Raw genomic sequence first — 18,916 nt, forward strand, 5'->3', positions numbered from 1 at the left:
CTCGGCCGCTTCGGTCGATGCCGGGACGCACATGCAGAGGGGAGTGGCCGCGGTGACGCTGACCATCGGAGTCGACGTCGGTGGCACGAAGGTGGCCGGCGGTGTCGTGGACGACACCGGCAGGGTTCTCGTGCAGGCCCGGCGGGACACTCCCGCGGACGACGTCGGCAAGACCCGCGACGTCATCATCGACCTGGTCACCCAGCTCGCCGCCGGCCACCAGGTCGACGCGGTGGGGATCGGCGCGGCCGGCTGGATCGACGCCTCCCGCTCCACCGTGCTCTTCGCCCCGAACCTGGCCTGGCGCGACGAGCCGCTGCGCGACTACGTCAGCACCGCCACCGGGCTGCCGGTGATCGTCGAGAACGACGGCAACGTGGCCGCCTGGGCCGAGTTCCGGCACGGTGCGGCCCGCGAGGCCGACGACTCCATGGTCATGTTCACCATCGGCACCGGCGTCGGCGGCGGCATCGTGCTCGGCGGTGAGCTGGTCCGCGGCGCCCACGGCATCGCCGCCGAGCTGGGCCACATGCTCACCGTCCCCGACGGCCACCAGTGCGGCTGCGGCCGGCTCGGCTGCATCGAGCAGTACGCCAGCGGCAGCGCCCTGGTCCGGTTCGCCCGGGCCGGCGCCCGGCAGGAGCCCCAGCGCGCCACCGCCCTGCTCGACCTGGCCGGCGGCGACGCCGAGGCGATCACCGGCCCGATGGTCACCACCGCCGCACAGGCCGGCGACCCGATCTCGGCCGAGGCGTTCGCCCAGATCGGCCGGTGGCTCGGCACCAGCCTCGCCGACATGGCGCAGATCCTCGACCCGCAGGTGCTGGTCGTCGGCGGCGGCGTGGTGGACGCCGGTGACCTGCTGCTCGGCCCGACCCGGCGGTCCTTCACCGACGCGCTGGCCCAGCGCAGCCGGCTCCCGGTGGCCGAGATCCGTCCCGCCGAACTCGGCAACAGCGCGGGCGTCATCGGCGCCGCCGACCTGGCCCGCCGCCGATGAGCGCCGGATCCACCGGTCCGCGCCCCGACCCGGCCGCCGACCGGGTGCCGCTGCGGGTGGTCTCCTACAACATCCACAGCCAGCGTGACGACACGGCGGCGCTGGCCAGCGTGGTCCGGGAGGCCGGCCCGGACGTGGTGATCGTGCAGGAGGCGCCGCGCCGGTTCCGGTGGCGGCAGAAGTCCGCCGCGTTGGCCGACTCGTTCGGCCTGGTGGTGGCCGCCGGTGGCCTGCCCTCGCTGGGCAACCTGCTGCTGACCAGCCTGCGGGTCCGGGTGACCGGGACGCACTGCCAGCGGTTCCCGCTGACCCCGGGCCGGCACCTGCGCGGCGCGGCGTATGCCCGCTGCCAGGTGGGCACGGCCCGGTTCCTGCTGGCCGGCTCGCACCTGTCCACCGACCCCACCGAACGCCCCGGGCAGGCCGCCCTGCTCAAGCGGGAGTTGTCCGCCGGTGACCTGCCGGTGGTCTTCGGGGCCGACCTCAACGAGGGGCCGGACGGCCCGGCCTGGGGCACCGTGGCGGCCGGGCTGACCGACGCGGCGGTGGCCGCCGACGCGGCCGACCGGCACACCTATTCGTGCGCCAACCCGCGACGACGCATCGACGCGCTCTTCGTCGACCCACGGGTCGAGGTGGTCGGCTACGACGTGGTGGACACCCCGACCACCCGCCGGGCCAGCGACCACTTCCCGGTCCTGGTCGACCTGCTGCTGCCGGCCGCCGGCTGACCCGGCGGCCCGGCCGCGAAACCCCCGCGAGCCGGGCTGGACAACGGGCGGCGGGTCCGGGGAGGATGCCCGTCGAACCGGCGTACCTGGCCGCACATAAGGAGATTTCCGGGTGTCCCCCTCCACCGAGCACGGCCGGCCCGAACCGGAGCCCACGACGCTCCCCGCGAACCGGGACGGCCGCCCGGTCTCCGACCGGGGCGACACGGTCTGCGTGATCGGTGCCGGGGCGAGCGGCCTCACCGCCGTCAAGAACCTCACCGAGCACGGCTTCGGCGTCGACTGCTACGAGCGGGAGACCGGCGTCGGCGGCGGCTGGAACTGGCGGCACGACCGCAGCCCGGTGTACGCCAGCACGCACCTCATCTCGTCGCGGCCGTTCACCCAGTTCCCCGACTTCCCGATGCCGGACTCCTGGCCGGACTACCCGCACCACAGCGAGCTGCTGTCCTACTTCGAGCGGTACGCCGACCACTTCGACCTGCGCCGGCACATCTGGTTCGGCACCGAGGTCGTCCGGGTGGAGCCGGTCGACGGCGACCGGTGGGACGTCACCACCCGCAGCACCGGCGGGTACGGCCCGGAGCGAACCTCCCGGTACGCCGCGGTGCTGGTCGCCAACGGGCACAACTGGTCACCGAAGCTGCCCCGCTACGACGGGCTGGAGGAGTTCCGGGGCGAGGTCATGCACTCCTCGTCCTACAAGGACCCGGCCCAGTTGCGCGGCAAGCGGGTGCTCGTCGTCGGGGCCGGCAACACCGGCTGTGACCTGGCGGTCGAGGCGGCCCAGCAGGCGTCCCGGTGCTGGCACTCCACCCGCCGCGGCTACTGGTACGCCCCGAAGTACGTCCTCGGCCGCCCCGCCGACCAGGTCAACGACACGCTGCTGTCCTGGCGGGTGCCGCTGCGGCTGCGACAGTGGCTCTACCACCGGACCCTGCGGCTGACCGTGGGTGACCTGACCCGGTTCGGGCTGCCGAAGCCGGACCACCGGGTCTACGAGACGCACCCGATCGCCAACAGCCAACTGGTCTACTACGTCGGCCACGGCGAGATCACCCCGGTCCCGGACGTGGCCCGGTTCCACCCGGGCGGGGTGACCCTCACCGACGGCCGGGAGATCGACCCGGAGCTGGTCGTCTTCGCCACCGGCTACCTGCCCCGCTTCGAGTTCCTCGACCCGGGGCTCCTCGGCGACGCCGACGGCTCCGGCCGGCCCCGGCTCTGGCTGCACGCCTTCCCGCCGGGCCACCCGACCCTGGCGGTGGCCGGGCTGTTGCAGCCCGACTCGGGGCTGTTCACCCTGGCGCACTGGCAGACGGTGCTCTTCGCCCGGTCGCTGCGGCTGCGCCGGGAGCAACCGCAGCGGGCCGCCGCGTTCGCCTCCCGGGCGGCGGCCGGCGCGGGGCAGCGGTACGCGGGGAAGGTCAAGGACAGCAGCCGGCACTGGTTCGAGGTGGGCCACGTCGACTACCTGCGCGCGGTGCAGCGCGCCCTCGACGAGCTGGAGGACTGATGAGCGGCACGACCGGGGAGCGGGTACGCGTCCTGCGGGGCCGGGAGTGGGCACGTCCGGTCCGCGCGGTGCGGCGGGAGGTGCTCAGCGTCGTCCCGGACCTGGAGGAGGGGCGTCCGCCGCTGCTGTTCGTGCCGGGGTTCGGGCACGGGGCGTGGGCGTTCGCCGAGCACTGGCTGGAGCACGCCGCGTCCCGGGGCTTCCCCGCGTACGCGGTGAGCCTGCGCGGGCACGGCGGCAGCGAACCGGCGGCGGAGGCGACGCTGCGGGCGTACACCCACGACGTGGTCCAGGTGGCGGCGGGCCTGCCCCGGCAGGCGGTGCTGGTGGGGCACGGCGCGGGGGCACTGGTGGTGACGCACGCGTTGGCGCGGTACCCGGCGCGGGCGGCGGTGCTGGTCGCGCCGGTGCTCGGCGGCGCCGCGACCGCCGTGGCCGCGGCGCGCGGCAACCCGGTCGGTACGCTGCCCGCCCTGTTCGGCGGGGCGCTGCGGCTGAACCGCCGGCAGTTGTTCAGCCGGGAGCTGCCCGAGGCGGACGCGCGGCGGCACCTGGCCCGGCTGGGCCGGGCCAGCCGGCGGGCGCAGTGGCAGCTGCTCGCCGGCCGGGAGGCCGAGCCGGCGGTGGGCCGGCCGCCGGTGCTGGTGCTGGGCAGCCCCGACGACCGGGTCGTCCCGCCGGCCGCGCTGACCCGGGCGGCCCGCCGGTACGGCGCGGCCCCGCTGCTCTTTCCGGGCATGGGGCACGACCTGATGCTCGACACCCGCTGGCAGGAGCCGCTGGACGCGCTCCTCGACTGGCTGGTCAAGGAGCCCGGCCGCGGCTGACCACCCGGCTCAGCCGGTGCTGCTGAGCCGGGTGAGCAGGGAGCCGGTGTCGTCCAGGGCGCTGAGGTAGGAGCGCGCCCAGGCGTGGATGTCGTGCCGGTGCAGGTGGTCCCGCATCGCCCGCATCCGGTCACCGGCGTCGGCGGGCGCGGCCCGCAGCGCCGACAACAGCCCCTGCTTGAGCCCCTCCAGGTCGTGCGGGTTGACCAGGTACGCCTGCTCCAGCTCGGCCGCCGCCCCGGCGAACTCGCTGAGCAGCAGCGCGCCGGTGTCGTCGACCCGGGCGGCCACGTACTCCTTGGCCACCAGGTTCATGCCGTCGCGCAGCGGGGTGACCGCCATGACGTCGGCGACCCGGTAGAGCGCCGCCAGCTCGGCGCGGTCGAAGGGCTGGCTGAGGTAGTGGATGGCCGGTTCGCCGACCCGGCCGAACTCGCCGTTGATCCGGCCGACCTCGCGTTCGATCCGTTCGCGCAGGATCTGGTACTGGCCGACCCGCTCCCGGCTCGGCATGGCGACCTGCACCAGCACCGTGTCCCGGACCTTGACGTCACCGCTGGCCAGCAGCTCGCTGTAGGCCTTCAGCCGCTGCTCGATGCCCTTGGTGTAGTCCATCCGGTCGAGGCTGAGGATGACCCGCTCGGGGTCGCCCAGGTCGTGCCGGAGCCGGCGGGCCCGCGCGGTGACGTCCGGCCGCCCGGCGAGCGCCGCCATCTCCGCGGTGTCGATCGAGACCGGGTACGCCCCGATCCGCACCACCCGGTCCTGCACGCCGATCCGTCGGTCGGTGGCCGGCAGCCCGAGCACCTTGGTGGCGAGCTGGGCGAAGTTGTGTGCCGCCTGGGCCCGCTGGAAACCGATCAGGTCGGCGCCGAGCATCCCGCGCAGCAGCTCCGACCGGCGGGGGAGCTGCATGAACAGCTCCGGCGGCGGGAACGGCACGTGCAGGAAGAAGCCGATCCGCAGGTCGGGGCGGAGTTCGCGGAGCAGACCGGGGACCAGTTGCAGGTGGTAGTCCTGCACCCAGACCACCGCGCCCGGGTCGGCCACCGCGGCGGTCGCCTCGGCGAACCGCTGGTTGACCCGCTGGTACGCCTCCCACCAGCGGCGATGGTATTCGGGTTGTTCGACCGCGTCGTGGTAGAGCGGCCAGAGGGTGGCGTTGGCGAAACCCTCGTAGTGGTCGCGCAGGTCGTCGGCGGTGAGCGGGACGGTTTCCATGTGGACGCCGTCCACGTCGGGCAGCACGGGCGCGGGCCCGGTGCCACCGGCCCAGCCGACCCAGGTTGCCGGGGTCTGGCGGAGCAGGGGGTGCAGGGCGCTGACCAGCCCGCCGGGGCTGCGGCGCCACTCGCAGGCGCCGTCGGGCGCCACGCTGTCGTCGATGGGGAGCCGGTTGGCCACCACCACCAGTGATCTCTGTCGCATCTCGGGCATTCCGATCGGCAGCGGACCGACCACGCGAGCGGGGAACAACCGGGCGGTCGGTGGGGGAAGTGACCTACAACGGTATTCCTACTGACCGTAAGTTACACCGCTGTTACACCGGGCGGGGGGCCGGGGGTGTCCCGGCATGCGGGCAGGACGGCGGTGGGGTCGTCGGGGCGGGGTCGGGGGCGGGGGAGTCCGGTCGGGCCTACGGGGGAATAGTCAGACGACCGCGCCGTCGTCGGGATCGTGCTCGTCCTCGTCGCCGGGACGCAGTCGCCAGATCAGCGTGACGAAACCGGCGAGGATGCCGGTGAAACCGAGCAGGGTGACCACCGAGGCGTCCACCACCGGCAGCAGGGACGGGTTGAGGAAGAGGACGAAGCCGAGCACGATCCCCAGCACGCCGACCACCGCGTACTTCGAGATCCGGGGCAGCGGCGGGGGAGGGGGCGGTGTGTAGCCCTCCTCCGGGTCGTCCGGCAGGTCCGCACCGAAGGTATCCAGGCCGTCCAGCAGCGACGGCTCGTCCTGCCGGCCCCGGGGGGTCACCGAGATGCCGGAGATGTCGGCCGCGTACGGCAGCCGTCGGACGTCGGTGGCGGTCGGGCCGGTCGGCTCGTCGGCGCGGGTGACCGGGCCACCCGCCCGGGAGGCCGGATCGGTGGTCTCGTCGTCGTCGACGTCCTCCGAGGCCGGCCAGGGGTTGCTGCCGGCGGCCGGGGCGGTGTGGAAGGCGGCGACGATCCGTTCCCACTCGGCGTCGACGTCCGGTTCGGGTCGGGCCGGCTCCGGGGTCGACTCGTCGGCGAGCTGGGTGAGGTAGTCGCGGGCGGTGGTCAGGTGCGAGCGGTCCACGTAGAGCCGGTCGACCGGCCGGGACGGCACGGTGGTCGTCCGGGTGATCGGGTTCAGGTCGGCGGAGGGCTGCAGGTAGGCGGCGATCCCGCCCGCGGCGAGCACGTCGAGCAGGTGCTCGCCGACGCGCGGGTCGACGTCGCCCGCGACGGCGTACTCGCTCGCGTCGAGCCCGTTGTCCCGCCGTCCCCGGCGGGCGCCACCCGCTGACACCGGACATCCTCCTCCGCGCACCTCGCGGTGCGGTCGTGTCGGCGCCCCGTACGCCGTGCCCTGAATCGTGACACGTCGGCACCCGGTTCCGGGAGTGCGTTGTGGCGTGCCGCTCGTGGTTCGTCGCTCCGCGGTTCGGCGGACGCCCCCGTCGGGCCGCCCCGGGGTGGCCCGGTCGCCGTCCCGCGCCCCCGGTCGGGGCGGCGTGACGCGGGGCCGTCGGCCCGGCGGACACGCGGGAACGGCCGCCGTAGCGGCTGGTGGCGTACCTGATCGGCGGTCCGCCGCCCGGGGGGTGGTCACCCGCTCCGCCGGCCCGGACGGCCCTCTGGCCGCTCGGCCGGCCGGTGGCCTACGGTAGCGAGCGGCTTCGGCGCTGCTGCCCGATCCGTTCCCGAGCGGGGTCCGCAAGAAGTGACATTCGACGTGAATCAGGAATACTTCACCTGCGGACGCCCCGACCGTCGGCGGGGGAGGAAACGTCAGCGTCGGGCGGCCGTCGTCGGGGCGGCCAGCCGGAGCAGACCGGGCATGCCGAAGCGGTCGGCGAAGTCACGTACCCGGTCGAGAGCGACCGCCGCCGCGGCCGGATCGGCGACGGCCAGCGCCGGCACCGACAGCGCCGTGGTAAGCACGTGGTCGGTGGTGTCGGTCATCCGGGCGTAACTGTCCGCCGCCGTCCGCAACAGCCGGGCGGCCCGGTGCGCGTCGCCGTCGGCCGTCGCCAGGGTGGCCTCGGCGACCTGTCCGGCGGCCACCGCCCAGGGGGTCATCCGGGCGGACCGGTCGAGCAGGTCGTGGACCAGCCGGGCGGCGTCCGGGCCGAGCACCGCGGCGACGTGGCCCACCGCCGGCACCCACTCGGCGAACGGGATCATCCGGGTCCGCCGCCAGTCCTCGGCCAGCTCCACCAGCAGCCGCATCGCCTCGTCGGATCGACCACCGACGGCCCGGCATAGCGCGGCGTGCGCCAGCGTCGAGCGCAGCACCCGGTGGAAACCACTGCGTCGCGCGGCGACCAGGGCCTTGGCCACCAGGTCCGGACCATCCGCCCCGGCACCGGCCGGGCCGTCCCCCTCCGCCCCGGCACCGGCCGGGCCGCTGCCGGCCGGGCCGGTGCCGGTCGGACCCCCGCCGGCCGGCGCGGGGCGGGCCACCTCACCCGCCGGCTCGACCCCGGCGCTCAGCGCACGCATCCACCCCGAGACCGCCACGATGTGCAGGTCCCACTCGGCGGTCGGCCGGCGGGTCGACTCGGCGGCCATCTCCAGCGCCGCCACCCAGTCGCCGGCGTAGTACGCCCGCGTCCACTGGTCGGCGAAGCTGGTCGCCACGCCGTGCCCACCGGCCAGGTCGAGCGCACGCTGTTCGTCGACCAGCCGGGCCGACCGGGCCAGGTCGCCCTCCTCCTGGGCCGCCCAGGCGAGGTTCTGCACCGCCCGCCGCCGACAGGCCAGCCGGTCGGCCCGGCAGTCTTCGGCCACCTCGGTCAACTCCGCGTACGCCTGCTGCTCGCCGGCCAGGTAGCGGGCCACCGCCAGGGTGATCCGGGCGTTGGCCCGGACCTCGGGAAGCGCCAGCCGCTCGGCCAGCCCGGCCGCCGAGCGGGCCGCCGCACAGGCCGGCTCGGTCTCGAAGTTGAGCATCCGGACCCGGGCCAGCTCCAGCAGCGCCTCCGCCTTGTCCTCGGACTCCGGCAGCCCGGCGTAGATCTCGTTGGCCCGGTCCAGGCAGCGCAGCGTCTCGGACCGGTCGGCCCGGCTCCAGGCGGCCGTGGCGAGCAGGGTCCAGGCGCGGGCCGCGCCGGAGCGGTCCCCGGCGGCGGCCAGCCGGTCGACCAGCCCGGTCAGGGTCTGCGTGCCGCCGTCGACGAGGAACGCGTCCCCGTCGCGGAACAGGGCGAGCTGCGCGGCGAACAGCTCCAGCCCCGGGTCGGGCTCCCCGCCGATCGCGAGCGCCCGGTCGACCAGCGTCGCCGCGTTGTCCAGGGCGTGCAGCGCGTTGGCCCGGCGGGCGGCCCGGTGCAGCGCGGTCCGGGCCGCCATCGCGTACGGGGTCGGGTCCAGCCCGACGGTCCGGGCGATCTCGTGGGCGGCCCAGCGGTGGTTGGCCAGCGTCTCGGCCAGGTCCTGCTGCCCGGCGTCGGCGCGCCGGGCCAGCCAGTCGGCGGTGTGCTGGTGCCGCAGCACCCGTTCCGCCCGGGGCAGCCGCTGGTAACACACGTCGCGGACCAGGATGTGCCGGAACCGGTACTCCGGCTGACCGGCCATCGTGGACGCGGGCAGCTCGAAGACCATGTCCCGGCGCTGCAACCGGTCCAGCGCCCGCTTGACCCACTCGACCGTCCGGCCCAGGGCGGTCGCCACCGGCGCCGGCCAGAACTGCACCCCGACCACGGCGGCGGCCTGGAGCACCGCCCGGTCGGCCGGATCGAGCAGGTCGAGCCGGTTGGCGATGACCGCCTGGACGGTGCGCGGCATGTCGGCGGTGCCGGCCGGGTCGAACCGGGCGGTCGGGTCCAGCAGCCCGCCGTCCATCAGCATCCGGGCGTACTCCTGGGCGTACAGCGGATTGCCGTCGGCGAACTCGATCAGCGGCGTGCGGGCCGCCGCCGGCAACGCGGCCTGGCCGAGCAGCAGGGAGTACAGGGCGTCGATGTCCGCGTCGTGCATCGGCGGCACCGAGATCGACATCGCGCCGCTGATCATGCCGGTCCAGGCCGGCTGCCGCTCCCGCAGCTCCGGCCGCGCGGTCGCCACCACCAGCAGGGGTACGCCCCGAGCCGCCGCGCCGAGCTGCTCGACGAAGGTGAGCATCGCCTGGTCGGCCCAGTGCATGTCCTCGAAGACCAGCACGGTCGGACCCTGCCTGGCGAGGGCGAGCAGGAAGCGTCGCCAGGCGGCCCCGGTCTCGGCCGGGTTGAGCCGCCCCGCGGAGACCCCCAGCAGTGGTCCGAGCGCGTCGGCCAACCGCAGGTCGGGCGGATCGCCGAGCTGGTCGAGGCGCTGGCGCAGCCGGTCGCGCAGCGGCTCCGGATCGTCGGTGTCCGGTGCCCCCAGCCAGGCCTTGACGATGTCGGCCAGCGCGGCGTAGGTGACGTTCTCGCCGAACGGCGGGCACTGCCCGACCAGCCAGGTGACCCGGTGGCCGGGCAGGTTGGCGGCGTGCCGGGACAGCTCGCGCAGCAGCCGGCTCTTGCCCACCCCGGCCGGGCCGAAGACGGTCACCAGCTGGGAGGTGCGCTCGTTGACCGTGCGGTGCAGGGCGCTGACCAGCAGGCCGCGCTCGTGTTCCCGGTCGACCATCGGGGTCAGCTCGGCGGCCTGCGGGTCGGTGCGCGGTCGGGCCCGGACGGCCAGCCAGAGCCGGCTGACGGCCGTGCGTCCCTTCAGGGTGACCGAGGGCTGGTCGACGTACTCCAGCTCGTGCCGGGTGGCCGCCCAGGTGCTCTCGTCGACGACCACCCCGCCGGTCGGGGCCAGCCCCTGCAACCGGGAGGCGGTGTTCACCACGTCGCCGGTGACGAAGGCCTGCCCGCCGTCGCGGGTGGCGGAGAGGTCCACCAGCGCCTCACCGGTGGCCACGCCGACCCGGAAACCCAGCGGCGGCTGTGGTCCGGCGGCCTGCCGGGCCAGGCTGCGTTGCAGCTCCAGACCGGCCCGTACGCAGCGCAGCGCGTCGTTGTCGGTGGCGACCGGGGCACCGAAGAGGGCCATCACCGCGTCCCCGATGTACTTCTCCACCACCCCGCCGTACTGGTGGACGAGTTTGCGGACGGTGGCGAAGTACGCCTGCTGGAGGCTGCGCGCCTGCTCCGGGTCGGCCCGCTCGGCGTACGTGGTGAAGTCGACGATGTCGATGAAGAGCACACTGACCTGGCGGCGGTCCTCCTGCACGGTGACCGCGTGGTCGTGCAGCGGCTGCCCGCAGTCGGTGCAGAAGTTGGCCTCGGGGGTGTTGGCGTGCCCGCACGAGGCGCAGCCGAGCGTCAGCGCCTGTCCGCAGCCGCCGCAGAAGCGGTCGTCCGGCCCCGCCGCCCGGGAGCAGTGTCCACACCTGAGGTCGATGACGAACTCCGTACGTGAGGAGATCCCATTATCCCGCCGCGACGGCCAGTCGGGTACCCGACCTGTGGGCGGACCCTGCGGCTGGCCGGCCGCCACTAGTGTTCCTCACGAGGAAAACTCACTGTCAGGAGAGTGCCGTGCAGGTGCGCTTGTCCGCCTACTGGACCGATCCGGACGGCACCGTCCGGTCCCCGGGGGAGACGGTCGACGTCGACGCGGTGACCCTGGCGAGGATGGAGGAGCAGGGCATGGTGGAGAATTCCGACAGCCAGACCACCTCGGACGCCGGCACGACCACGGGTTCGACGTCCAAGCCGCAGAAGATCGGTCCCGGGCCGACCACACCCCCGGAGAACATCGGGCCGGGGCCGACTGCCCCGCCCGCGGACGACATCGGTAAGTGAGCGAACGGCGTGGCCGGCGGACCGAAGGGTCCGCCGGCCACGCCGTTCGTGTCGTCTCGGACGGCGTGGCCGGGGGCGGCCTGGTCAGCGGTCGGTCATCCCGGCCCGTCGGCGCAGCGCGGCCACGTCGGTGACCACGATCCGGCGACCCTCGGTACGCAGCCAGCCCCGGCTGGCGAAGGAGCCGATCGCCTGGTTGACGCTCTACCGGGAACCGCCGGCCATCTCGGCGAGCTGGCTCTGGTTGAGCTCGATGGTGATCATCGGGGCCTGGCTCTCGCCGGCCAGCCGGACCAGCGTCTTGGCCACCCGACCGGGCAGGTCGAGGAAGACGTGGTCGGCGTTCTGCTCGGTGAGCCGCCGGATCAGCGCGCCCAGCGACCGCATCACCGCGTCCAGGATGCGCGGGTTGGAGTGCACCAGCTCCATGAAGGCCGGACGGGACAGCGCGAGGGCGGCGCAGTCCTCGATCGCCTCGGCCGAGGCCGAGCGGGTGGAGGCGTCCAGCAGGGAGACCTCACCCAGCACATCGGGTGGTCGGATGACCGACAGCACGGCGCGTTCCCCGGTCGGCGCGGTACGGAACACCGCCACCGCCCCGCGGCGCAACACGATCAGCGACTCGCCGGGATCGTTCTCGACGAAGAGGAGTTGGCCCTTGCGGTAGGTGCGCGGCACGGCCGCGGCGATGACCCGCTGGCGGACCTCCGGCTCCAGCCCCGCGAACATCTCCACCCCGGTGAGGGCGTCCCCCGGCTCCGGCAGGCGCATCTCCACGGCCCCACCCCTCCCCCGGTCACGGACCACAACTTCGCTCACCGGGTGAACCCTGACGGCCCTGTCGAGGTGAACTGACACCGGTTCGGCGTCCGGTAGCGGTACACATCAGATCATGACGGTCCAGTCGCTTGCTGTACACCCCCGTAGACCGTTCCGTGACACTCCCGAGCTGCGGCGGGCGGGCCGTGACGGGCGTCCCGCGCGGCCCGGCCGCACCGGCGCGGCCGGGACGGCCACCCCCGCCCAGGGACGGCCTCCGGCGGTGGGCGAGGATGGACGACGATGGTCTACCGCTACTTCTACGACTGCGAATTCATCGAGGACGGCCGGAGCGTCGACCTCGTGTCGATCGGTGTCGTCGACGAGTACGGCCGCGAGTTCTACGCGGTCTCCACCGAGTTCGACGACTCCCGCGCCGTGCCCTGGGTCCGCCGCAACGTGCTGGACAAGCTCCCCTCGCCGGCGGACCGCGCCTGGCGCTCCCGGAGCCGGATCCGCGACGACCTGTACGAGTTCCTGCTGGAGCCGGTCCGGGACCGGCCGGGCGAGCAGCTGGAACTGTGGGCCTGGTACGCCGCCTACGACCACGTGGTGCTGGCCCAGCTCTGGGGGGCGATGCCGGCGCTGCCCCGGGAGATCCCCCGGTTCACCAAGGAGCTGCGGCAGCTCTGGGACGACCGGGGTCGTCCCCGGCTGCCCGACGCGGCGGCCGACCGGCACGACGCGCTGGTCGACGCCCGGCACAACCTGGCCCGCTGGCAGGCGATGACAGCCGGTGACAACCGGCAGGTTTGACCCGCGTTGCCCGGGGCACCGGTTCGGCGAGCCGATCCGAGGGAGTGCGCCATGGCCGACGACGCGACCACCATCACCGACGCCCGGCGGCGGGTGACCGAGCTGATCCGGGACGCCCGGATCTGCATGTTGACCACGACCGGGGTGGACGGCCGGCTGCTCAGCCGGCCGATGGCGCTCCAGGCGGCCGAGTTCGACGGCGACCTGTGGTTCTTCGCCTACGCCGACTCGGCCAAGATGCGTCAGCTCCGGGTCAACCCGGAGGTCAACGTCGCCTTCTCCGACCAGCGGCACCACGCCTGGGTCTCGGTCTCCGGCACCGCTCAGGAGGCGTACGACCGGTCCCGGGCCGAGCAGCTGTGGAACCCGGTGCTCAAGGCGTGGTTCCCGGACGGGCTGGACACCCCCGGGTTGACCCTGATCAAGGTGCACGCCAGCTCGGCCGAGTACTGGGACTCGCCGGGTGGCACGGTGGTCAACCTGCTCGGGTTCGCCAAGGCGGCGGTGACCGGGAAGCCGCCGGCGGTGGGGGAGAACCACGAGGTCAGCTACTGACCGGTAGCCGGGGCCGGGCCGGGACCGGTCGGGGCGCGGTGTCGGCGTACACCTGAGCCGACTACAGTGCGCAGTGACGGCCCGCCCCGGGCCGGCAACGGTGCCGATGGTCTGAGCTGACACATATCCTGGGGCTTATCCGGGCTTCACCTGACGTTCCAGGAGGATGAGCAGATCATGCGTATCGGCGTGCTCACCGGCGGCGGCGACTGCCCAGGTCTCAACGCGGTCATCCGGGCGGTCGTCCGTAAGGGCGTCGCTACTTACGGTCACGAGTTCGTGGGTTTCCGGGACGGCTGGAAGGGCCCGCTGGAGGGCCTGTCCAAGCCGCTCGGCATCCCTGAGGTGCGGGGCATCCTGCCGCGCGGCGGCACCATCCTCGGCTCGTCCCGCACCAACCCGTTCAAGATCGAGAACGGCGTGGAGCGGATCAAGGAGAACCTCGCCGCGCAGGGCGTCGACGCGCTGGTCGCCATCGGTGGCGAGGACACCCTGGGTGTCGCCACCAAGCTGCACGAACTGGGCGTCAACGTGGTCGGCGTGCCGAAGACGATCGACAACGACCTGGGCGCGACCGACTACACCTTCGGCTTCGACACCGCCGTCAACATCGCCATGGAGGCGATCGACCGGCTGCACACCACCGCGGAGAGCCACCACCGCACCCTGGTCGTCGAGGTGATGGGCCGGCACGCCGGCTGGATCGCCCTGCACGCCGGCCTGGCCGGTGGCGCCAACGTGATCCTGCTGCCCGAGCGCAAGTTCGACGTCGACCAGGTCGCCGGCTACGTCGAGAAGCGCTTCCAGCACCAGTACGCCCCGATCGTCGTGGTCGCCGAGGGCGCCCAGCCGCTCGACGGCCAGATGGTCCTGCACAACCAGGAGCTGGACGCCTTCGGGCACGTCCGGCTCGGCGGTATCGGCCAGTGGCTCGCCGAGCAGCTCGAGGCGAAGACCGGCAAGGAGGCCCGCACCGTCGTGCTCGGGCACATCCAGCGCGGTGGCACCCCGACCGCCTTCGACCGGGTGCTCGCCACCCGGCTCGGCCTGCAGGCCATCGACGCCGCCCACGAGGGCGACTGGGGCAAGATGGTCGCGATGCAGAGCACCGACATCGTCCGGGTGCCGCTGGCCGAGGCCACCCGCGAGCTGAAGACCGTCCCGATCGAGCGTTACGACGAGGCCGAGGTCTTCTTCGGTAGCTGACCCGCCCGTTCCGTGCCCCCGTCGCGCCGTCGACGGGGGCACGGAACGCGGGACCATCGCGAACGGGACGGAAGGGTGACAATGGGGTCGGCGAGGCACACCGTCGCGGTGATCGGGGCGGGAAAGATCGGCGAGCTGATGCTCTCCGGGCTGCTGCGGTCCGGCTGGCCGGCGCAGCGACTGCTGGCCACCGCCCGTCGACCCGTGCGGGCCGAGGAACTGGCCACCCGGTACGGCGTACGGGTGGTCGACAACCTGACCGCGGTTTCCGAGGCCGCGGTGCTGGCGATCGCCGTGAAGCCCCAGGACGCGGGCGCCCTGCTCGACGAGATCGGCCCCAAGGTGCCGGCCGACAAGCTGGTCGTCTCGCTCTGCGCCGGGCTACCCACCAGCTTCTTCAGCCGCCGGCTGCCCGAGGGCACCCCGGTGGTGCGGGTGATGACCAACACCCCGGCCCTGGTCGACCAGGCGATGAGCGCCATCTCGGCCGGCGCGCACGCCACCGGCGAACACCTGGCCCTGGCCGAGGAGATGTTCGCCCCGCTCGGCGCGACCCTGCGGGTGCCCGAGTCGCAGCAGGACGCGGTCACCGCGCTCTCCGGCTCCGGCCCGGCCTACTTCTACCTGCTGGTCGAGGCCATGATCGACGCGGGCATCCTGCTCGGCCTGCCCCGGCAGGTGGCGCACGAGCTGATCGTGCAGACCGCGATCGGCTCGGCCGTGATGCTCCGCGACTCCGGCGAACACCCGGTCAAGCTCCGCGAGGCCGTCACGTCCCCGGCCGGCACCACCATCTCCGCCGTCCGCGAGCTGGAGAAGCACGGGGTACGCGCGGCGCTGCTGGCGGCGCTGGAAGCCGCCCGCGACCGCGCCCGCGAACTCGCCGCCCAGGCCGACTGAGATCGAGCACACGTCGGATTGTCGCCAGCAGCCAGCCGACCAACCGGACGAGTGACCGCCCGCTGATGACCGTCGCCGTGCTGGACGCCTGCGTCCTCGTGCCCAGCGTCCTCGCCGACACCCTGCTGCGCTGCGCCGAGCAGGAGCTGTACCGCCCGCTCTGGACGCGGGCGATCCTCGACGAGGTTCGCCGGAACCTGCCGCCGTCGGTGCTCGGTGCCAAGGCCGAACGCAGGGTCGAGGTCATGCGAGAACACTTCCCGACAGCGATGGTCTCGGGGTATGAACCTCTGATCGCCGAGATGACCGACGATCCCAAGGATCGCCACGTGCTCGCCGCCGCCGTGGCCGCCGACGCGGAAGTGATCGTCACCGCCAACCTTCGCGATTTCCCGGACCACGCACTGGCACCGTACGCCATCGAGGCGCTGCTCCCGACGACTTCCTCTGCCTGCTGCTGGACGACGACCCGGAACGAATCGCGGACATCGTCGTGCAGCAGGCGGAGGCCACCGGGAGAGGTGGACGGCCGAAGCTCAGTGTGGACGACATCCTGAGCGGTCTGGCCGGTTGCCGGGCGATCCGGTTCGCGCACCGGATCTCTCGCCAACTTGCCGAAGGTCGTTGGCCCTGACCTGTTTCGATCCGGTGCGGACTGGCGGCTGAGAAGGGGTGGCCTATCGGCGACGCCGGGTCTCCAGCGGCCACTCCAGGCTGACCCGCTCGTCGCGGCCCTGCCGGTCGAAGTACTCCTGGAGGTTCCGCTTCTGCCCGGCGTACCAGGTGACCTGCGCGCGGTGGAGGTCGTCGGGGAGCATCCGGGCGATGCGTTCGTGCCGGGCCGCGATCGCCGCGGCCAGCGCGACGGCGGCGCGGGCGTCGCTCGCGGCCTCGTGCGCGGAGCCGGGGTCCACCTGGTAGTACCGGCACAGGTCGCCGAGCTGCCGGCTGCCGTACCGGTGGGGTTCGACCTCCTGGTGCAGGATCGAGGGGTCGATGACGACGGCACGGTCCCAGTCCAGCGACGGCAGGGCGTGCCGGGCCAGCTCGGCGTGCAACGTCGTGACGTCGTAGTGGGCGCAGAAGGCGACCAGCGGCGTGCCCTCGGCGATCACCTTCCCGATGGCCGTGCCCAACTCGGCCAGCGCCTCGCCGGCCGGCCTTCCGGTGCTGCGCACCATCTCGTCGGTGATGCCGTGGATCTCGGTGGTGCGGGGCGGGATCGGCACCCCCGGATTGACGAGCCATCGCGTGGTCGTGCCATCGGAGTGCACCAGGGCGGCGGAGACGATGCGGGCGTCCAGCGGCTCGTTCCCGGTGGTCTCGATGTCGAAGCCCACCATCGGCAGGTCGTGCCACCCGCGGTGGGTGCCCGGCGGCGGCGCCACCTCCACCGGCACACAACCGTCATGGTACGTGGTCCAGCCGGCGCCGACCCTGAGCGCCTGCCCGGCCCCGGCTTCCACCCGCCGTCGGCACGTGCCACAGCTACCGGGGAACTTGTTGATCACGATGGGACTCCTGCTTCGGTCGTGCGGATGCCCCCGACGGACACGGGTGCCGGGGGTGGGACGCGAGGGGTCGCGCCCCAAGATCCTTAATCACCGGTCCCGTCGCCCACACCCGCCGGCCGGATCACCCTATGACCCTTGTGGACTGTCGGCTCCGGCCGCCCGCCGGTCGCGCACCGCAGCCGGCCGACACCGACAGCGACGCGGGCAACCCCGGTGACGACAAAGCGACACGACCACCCGAAGCCCCGGTGACACGGTGACGCGGTGGTGCATGAGACCTGGCCTGTTGAGGCGGTGACCCGGTGGTGCATGAGACCCGGCCCGGTGATGCGGAGGCCCGTCACCCGGTCACGTGGTCACGTGGCGGCGGCCTGGCACCGGCCCGTAGGGTCGACCGAAGCCGGCGACGGGTCGGTACGAAAGGCGCGGGTGCTCCATACTGGCCCGGTGTTCACTCTCGCCCAGGCGCGGTACCTGGTCGCCACCCTGCAGCCCCGCATCGACGAGCTGATCGGCATCCGGGCCGACCTGGCCGAGCTCCGGGCCGACCTGGCCGGCGCCGGCATGTCGGCGCTCGGCGGCCGGGCAGAGGTCAAGGCGCTGGAGGCCCGGTTACACGGGGTGCTGGAGGAGCTGAACTCGCACGACATCCAGGTCAAGGGGATCGCCCCGGTGCTGCTCGACTTCCCCGGCGAACGCGAGGGCCGGGCGGTGCTCTGGTGCTGGCTGGAGGGCGATTCCGACGTGCGCTGGTACCACCGGGTCGAGTGCGGCTTCGCCGGCCGCCGCCCCATCCGCTAACCCCACCCCCACCTCCACCCCACCCCCACCCCACCCCGCCCTGCACGCCCCACCCCGCCTGTGCGCCCCGCACCTCACCCAACCCTGCACGCGCCCCCAGCCCGCGCACCCCATACCCCACCCCCGAACACCCCACCTCACCCCGCGTACGTCACGCGCCCAACCCCGCCCCGCCAACCCCACCCACCCCGTCGATCATGGAGTTGTGGTGGGCGCGAACGGGGACATATGACCACGAAGCTGGCACCATAACTCCAAGATCGCGCGGGGTGCCGGGGTCGGGCCGGGTGGAGCGGGGATGGGGTGGGGTGGGGTGGGGTGGGGTGGGCAGCAGGGTGGAGGGGGTTAGGGGAGGGTGGCCAGCATGGTGGGGGAGACGTTGCCGCCGCTGAGTACCAGGATCGTCCGGGTACCCGGGGCAGCGGTCACCCGACCGGTACGCAGCGCGGCGAGGGTGACCGCCGCCGCCGGTTCGAGCAGTAGCCGGGTGGCCGCCATCAGCTCCCACCAGGCGGACCGGATGTCGGCCTCGGTGACCTCGACCAGATCGTCCACCAGTTCCCGGACGTGGGCCAGGGTGAGCTGGCCGGCGAAGGGGGCGGCCAGTCCGTCGGCCATCGAGACCGGTCGGGTCGCCGGGGTGGCGCCGTCGCCGCGCAGCGCGTACCCGACGACGTTGGCGGTGGCCGGCTCGACGCCGACGATCCGGGCCGTCGGGACGGCCGCCCGGACGGCGGTGGCCACCCCGCTGATCAGCCCGCCTCCGCCGACCGGGACCAGTACCAGGCCCGGCGGCGGGCCGTCGGCCAGCAGCTCCCGTCCCAGGGTGGCCTGACCGGCGATGACGTCCGGGTCGTCGAACGGCGGCAGCAGGTGGTAGCCGCGCTCGGCGGTGATCTGCTCGCAGGTGGCGAGCAGGTCGTCGGTGAGTACCACCTCGCCACCCCAGCGGCGGACCGCCTCGATCTTGGTGGGTACCGCGTTCGGGGGCATGCAGACGACGGTGGGCAGACCGAAGCTGCGACCGGCGAAGGCCACCGCCATGGCGTGGTTGCCGGCGGAGAAGGCGGTCAGCCCGGCGGGGACCGCCTGCCGCTCGGCCAGGGCGAGCAGCGCGTTCAGCGCGCCCCGGACCTTGAAGCTGCCGGTGTGCTGGAGGTTCTCCGCCTTCACCGCGATGTCGAGCCCGTACTCGTCGCTGAGCTGTGGACAGGGCAGCAGGGGGGTCCGGACGATCCGTCCGGCGAGCCGGTGTTCGGCGGCCAGGACGTCATCCACGCTGGTCAGTCGCACTGCCGGAGCCTAGCCGACCGGCCCGGGG

The 18,916-nt window shown here is 73.6% G+C and carries 16 protein-coding genes and 1 pseudogene; 11 read left to right on the top strand and 6 right to left on the bottom strand.

Annotation, left to right across the window (positions count from 1 at the left end):
• Positions 1–43 precede the first annotated feature (43 nt).
• From GA0070623_RS26550 to GA0070623_RS26565, 4 genes are all read left to right on the top strand, one after another.
• Entirely contained in the window at positions 44–1,000 is a 957-nt protein-coding gene (locus tag GA0070623_RS26550; RefSeq protein WP_172898563.1) for an ROK family glucokinase, read from the top strand.
• The gene (locus tag GA0070623_RS26555; RefSeq protein WP_067308025.1) at positions 997–1,731 is read left to right on the top strand and encodes an endonuclease/exonuclease/phosphatase family protein; all 735 of its coding nucleotides are present in this window, start codon (positions 997–999) and stop codon (positions 1,729–1,731) included. Before GA0070623_RS26550 ends, GA0070623_RS26555 begins: the two co-directional genes overlap by 4 nt.
• Before the next feature lie 112 nt (positions 1,732–1,843).
• Positions 1,844–3,247: a flavin-containing monooxygenase gene (locus GA0070623_RS26560; RefSeq protein WP_067308028.1), complete on the top strand. Its 1,404-nt coding sequence runs from the start codon at positions 1,844–1,846 to the stop codon at positions 3,245–3,247.
• Positions 3,247–4,074: an alpha/beta hydrolase gene (locus tag GA0070623_RS26565; protein WP_067308031.1), complete on the top strand. Its 828-nt coding sequence runs from the start codon at positions 3,247–3,249 to the stop codon at positions 4,072–4,074. Before GA0070623_RS26560 ends, GA0070623_RS26565 begins: the two co-directional genes overlap by 1 nt.
• Positions 4,075–4,083: 9 nt before the next feature.
• On the opposite strand, the gene GA0070623_RS26570 is transcribed toward GA0070623_RS26565, so the two are convergent.
• From GA0070623_RS26570 to GA0070623_RS31480, 3 genes are all read right to left on the bottom strand, one after another.
• Complete coding sequence (locus GA0070623_RS26570; RefSeq protein WP_067308052.1) at positions 4,084–5,502, bottom strand: alpha,alpha-trehalose-phosphate synthase (UDP-forming); 1,419 nt, start codon at positions 5,500–5,502, stop codon at positions 4,084–4,086.
• Between the two features lie 222 nt (positions 5,503–5,724).
• Positions 5,725–6,573 (bottom strand): DUF308 domain-containing protein, encoded by an 849-nt coding sequence (locus GA0070623_RS26575; protein WP_067308034.1) that lies wholly within the window; start codon positions 6,571–6,573, stop codon positions 5,725–5,727.
• Between the two features lie 482 nt (positions 6,574–7,055).
• Positions 7,056–10,736: an ATP-binding protein gene (locus GA0070623_RS31480; protein ID WP_269458966.1), complete on the bottom strand. Its 3,681-nt coding sequence runs from the start codon at positions 10,734–10,736 to the stop codon at positions 7,056–7,058.
• A gap of 41 nt (positions 10,737–10,777) precedes the next feature.
• Between GA0070623_RS31480 and GA0070623_RS26585 the strand changes: the two genes are divergently transcribed.
• A complete protein-coding gene (locus GA0070623_RS26585; protein WP_067308057.1) occupies positions 10,778–11,044 on the top strand; it encodes a hypothetical protein in 267 nt (88 codons plus the stop codon).
• A gap of 84 nt (positions 11,045–11,128) precedes the next feature.
• Here the strand turns inward: GA0070623_RS26585 and GA0070623_RS26590 are convergent.
• Positions 11,129–11,821: pseudogene (locus GA0070623_RS26590) on the bottom strand (Crp/Fnr family transcriptional regulator).
• A gap of 285 nt (positions 11,822–12,106) precedes the next feature.
• On the opposite strand from GA0070623_RS26590, the gene GA0070623_RS26595 reads away from it, so the two are divergent.
• The 5 genes from GA0070623_RS26595 to GA0070623_RS26615 all read left to right on the top strand — a co-directional run bounded on the left by GA0070623_RS26595 (position 12,107) and on the right by GA0070623_RS26615 (position 15,837).
• Positions 12,107–12,619 (top strand): polyadenylate-specific 3'-exoribonuclease AS, encoded by a 513-nt coding sequence (locus tag GA0070623_RS26595; RefSeq protein ID WP_067313550.1) that lies wholly within the window; start codon positions 12,107–12,109, stop codon positions 12,617–12,619.
• Positions 12,620–12,670: 51 nt separating this feature from the next.
• A complete protein-coding gene (locus GA0070623_RS26600) occupies positions 12,671–13,174 on the top strand; it encodes a pyridoxamine 5'-phosphate oxidase family protein (protein WP_067313552.1) in 504 nt (167 codons plus the stop codon).
• Between the two features lie 177 nt (positions 13,175–13,351).
• Positions 13,352–14,380 carry a 6-phosphofructokinase gene (locus GA0070623_RS26605; protein WP_067313555.1) on the top strand — a complete coding sequence of 343 codons (1,029 nt, stop codon included), beginning with the start codon at positions 13,352–13,354 and terminating at the stop codon, positions 14,378–14,380.
• 81 nt (positions 14,381–14,461) lie between these two features.
• Complete coding sequence (gene proC, locus GA0070623_RS26610) at positions 14,462–15,280, top strand: pyrroline-5-carboxylate reductase (protein ID WP_067313557.1); 819 nt, start codon at positions 14,462–14,464, stop codon at positions 15,278–15,280.
• A 65-nt stretch (positions 15,281–15,345) separates the two neighbouring features.
• Entirely contained in the window at positions 15,346–15,837 is a 492-nt protein-coding gene (locus GA0070623_RS26615) for a PIN domain-containing protein (RefSeq protein WP_067313560.1), read from the top strand.
• A 120-nt stretch (positions 15,838–15,957) separates the two neighbouring features.
• On the opposite strand, the gene GA0070623_RS26620 is transcribed toward GA0070623_RS26615, so the two are convergent.
• The gene (locus tag GA0070623_RS26620) at positions 15,958–16,680 is read right to left on the bottom strand and encodes an exonuclease domain-containing protein (protein WP_157517621.1); all 723 of its coding nucleotides are present in this window, start codon (positions 16,678–16,680) and stop codon (positions 15,958–15,960) included.
• A gap of 561 nt (positions 16,681–17,241) precedes the next feature.
• On the opposite strand from GA0070623_RS26620, the gene GA0070623_RS26625 reads away from it, so the two are divergent.
• Positions 17,242–17,595 (top strand): DUF2203 domain-containing protein, encoded by a 354-nt coding sequence (locus GA0070623_RS26625; RefSeq protein ID WP_067313564.1) that lies wholly within the window; start codon positions 17,242–17,244, stop codon positions 17,593–17,595.
• Positions 17,596–17,940: 345 nt separating this feature from the next.
• Here the strand turns inward: GA0070623_RS26625 and GA0070623_RS26630 are convergent, their stop codons facing one another.
• Positions 17,941–18,888, bottom strand: coding sequence for a threonine ammonia-lyase (locus tag GA0070623_RS26630; RefSeq protein ID WP_084261537.1), 948 nt, complete (start codon positions 18,886–18,888; stop codon positions 17,941–17,943).
• Positions 18,889–18,916: the final 28 nt, after the last annotated feature.

The sequence above is a fragment of the Micromonospora rifamycinica genome (assembly GCF_900090265.1).
Lineage (GTDB): Bacteria > Actinomycetota > Actinomycetes > Mycobacteriales > Micromonosporaceae > Micromonospora > Micromonospora rifamycinica.

What these genes read in the sequence shown, in the direction of transcription:
- GA0070623_RS26555 (WP_067308025.1), top strand. Translation starts at nt 997, where the DNA reads ATGAGCGCCGGATCCACCGGTCCGCGCCCCGACCCGGCCGCCGACCGG.
- GA0070623_RS26565 (WP_067308031.1), top strand. Translation starts at nt 3,247, where the DNA reads ATGAGCGGCACGACCGGGGAGCGGGTACGCGTCCTGCGGGGCCGGGAG.
- GA0070623_RS26570 (WP_067308052.1), bottom strand. Translation starts at nt 5,502, where the DNA reads ATGCGACAGAGATCACTGGTGGTGGTGGCCAACCGGCTCCCCATCGAC.
- GA0070623_RS26595 (WP_067313550.1), top strand. Translation starts at nt 12,107, where the DNA reads ATGGTCTACCGCTACTTCTACGACTGCGAATTCATCGAGGACGGCCGG.
- GA0070623_RS26600 (WP_067313552.1), top strand. Translation starts at nt 12,671, where the DNA reads ATGGCCGACGACGCGACCACCATCACCGACGCCCGGCGGCGGGTGACC.
- GA0070623_RS26605 (WP_067313555.1), top strand. Translation starts at nt 13,352, where the DNA reads ATGCGTATCGGCGTGCTCACCGGCGGCGGCGACTGCCCAGGTCTCAAC.
- proC (WP_067313557.1), top strand. Translation starts at nt 14,462, where the DNA reads ATGGGGTCGGCGAGGCACACCGTCGCGGTGATCGGGGCGGGAAAGATC.
- GA0070623_RS26615 (WP_067313560.1), top strand. Translation starts at nt 15,346, where the DNA reads ATGACCGTCGCCGTGCTGGACGCCTGCGTCCTCGTGCCCAGCGTCCTC.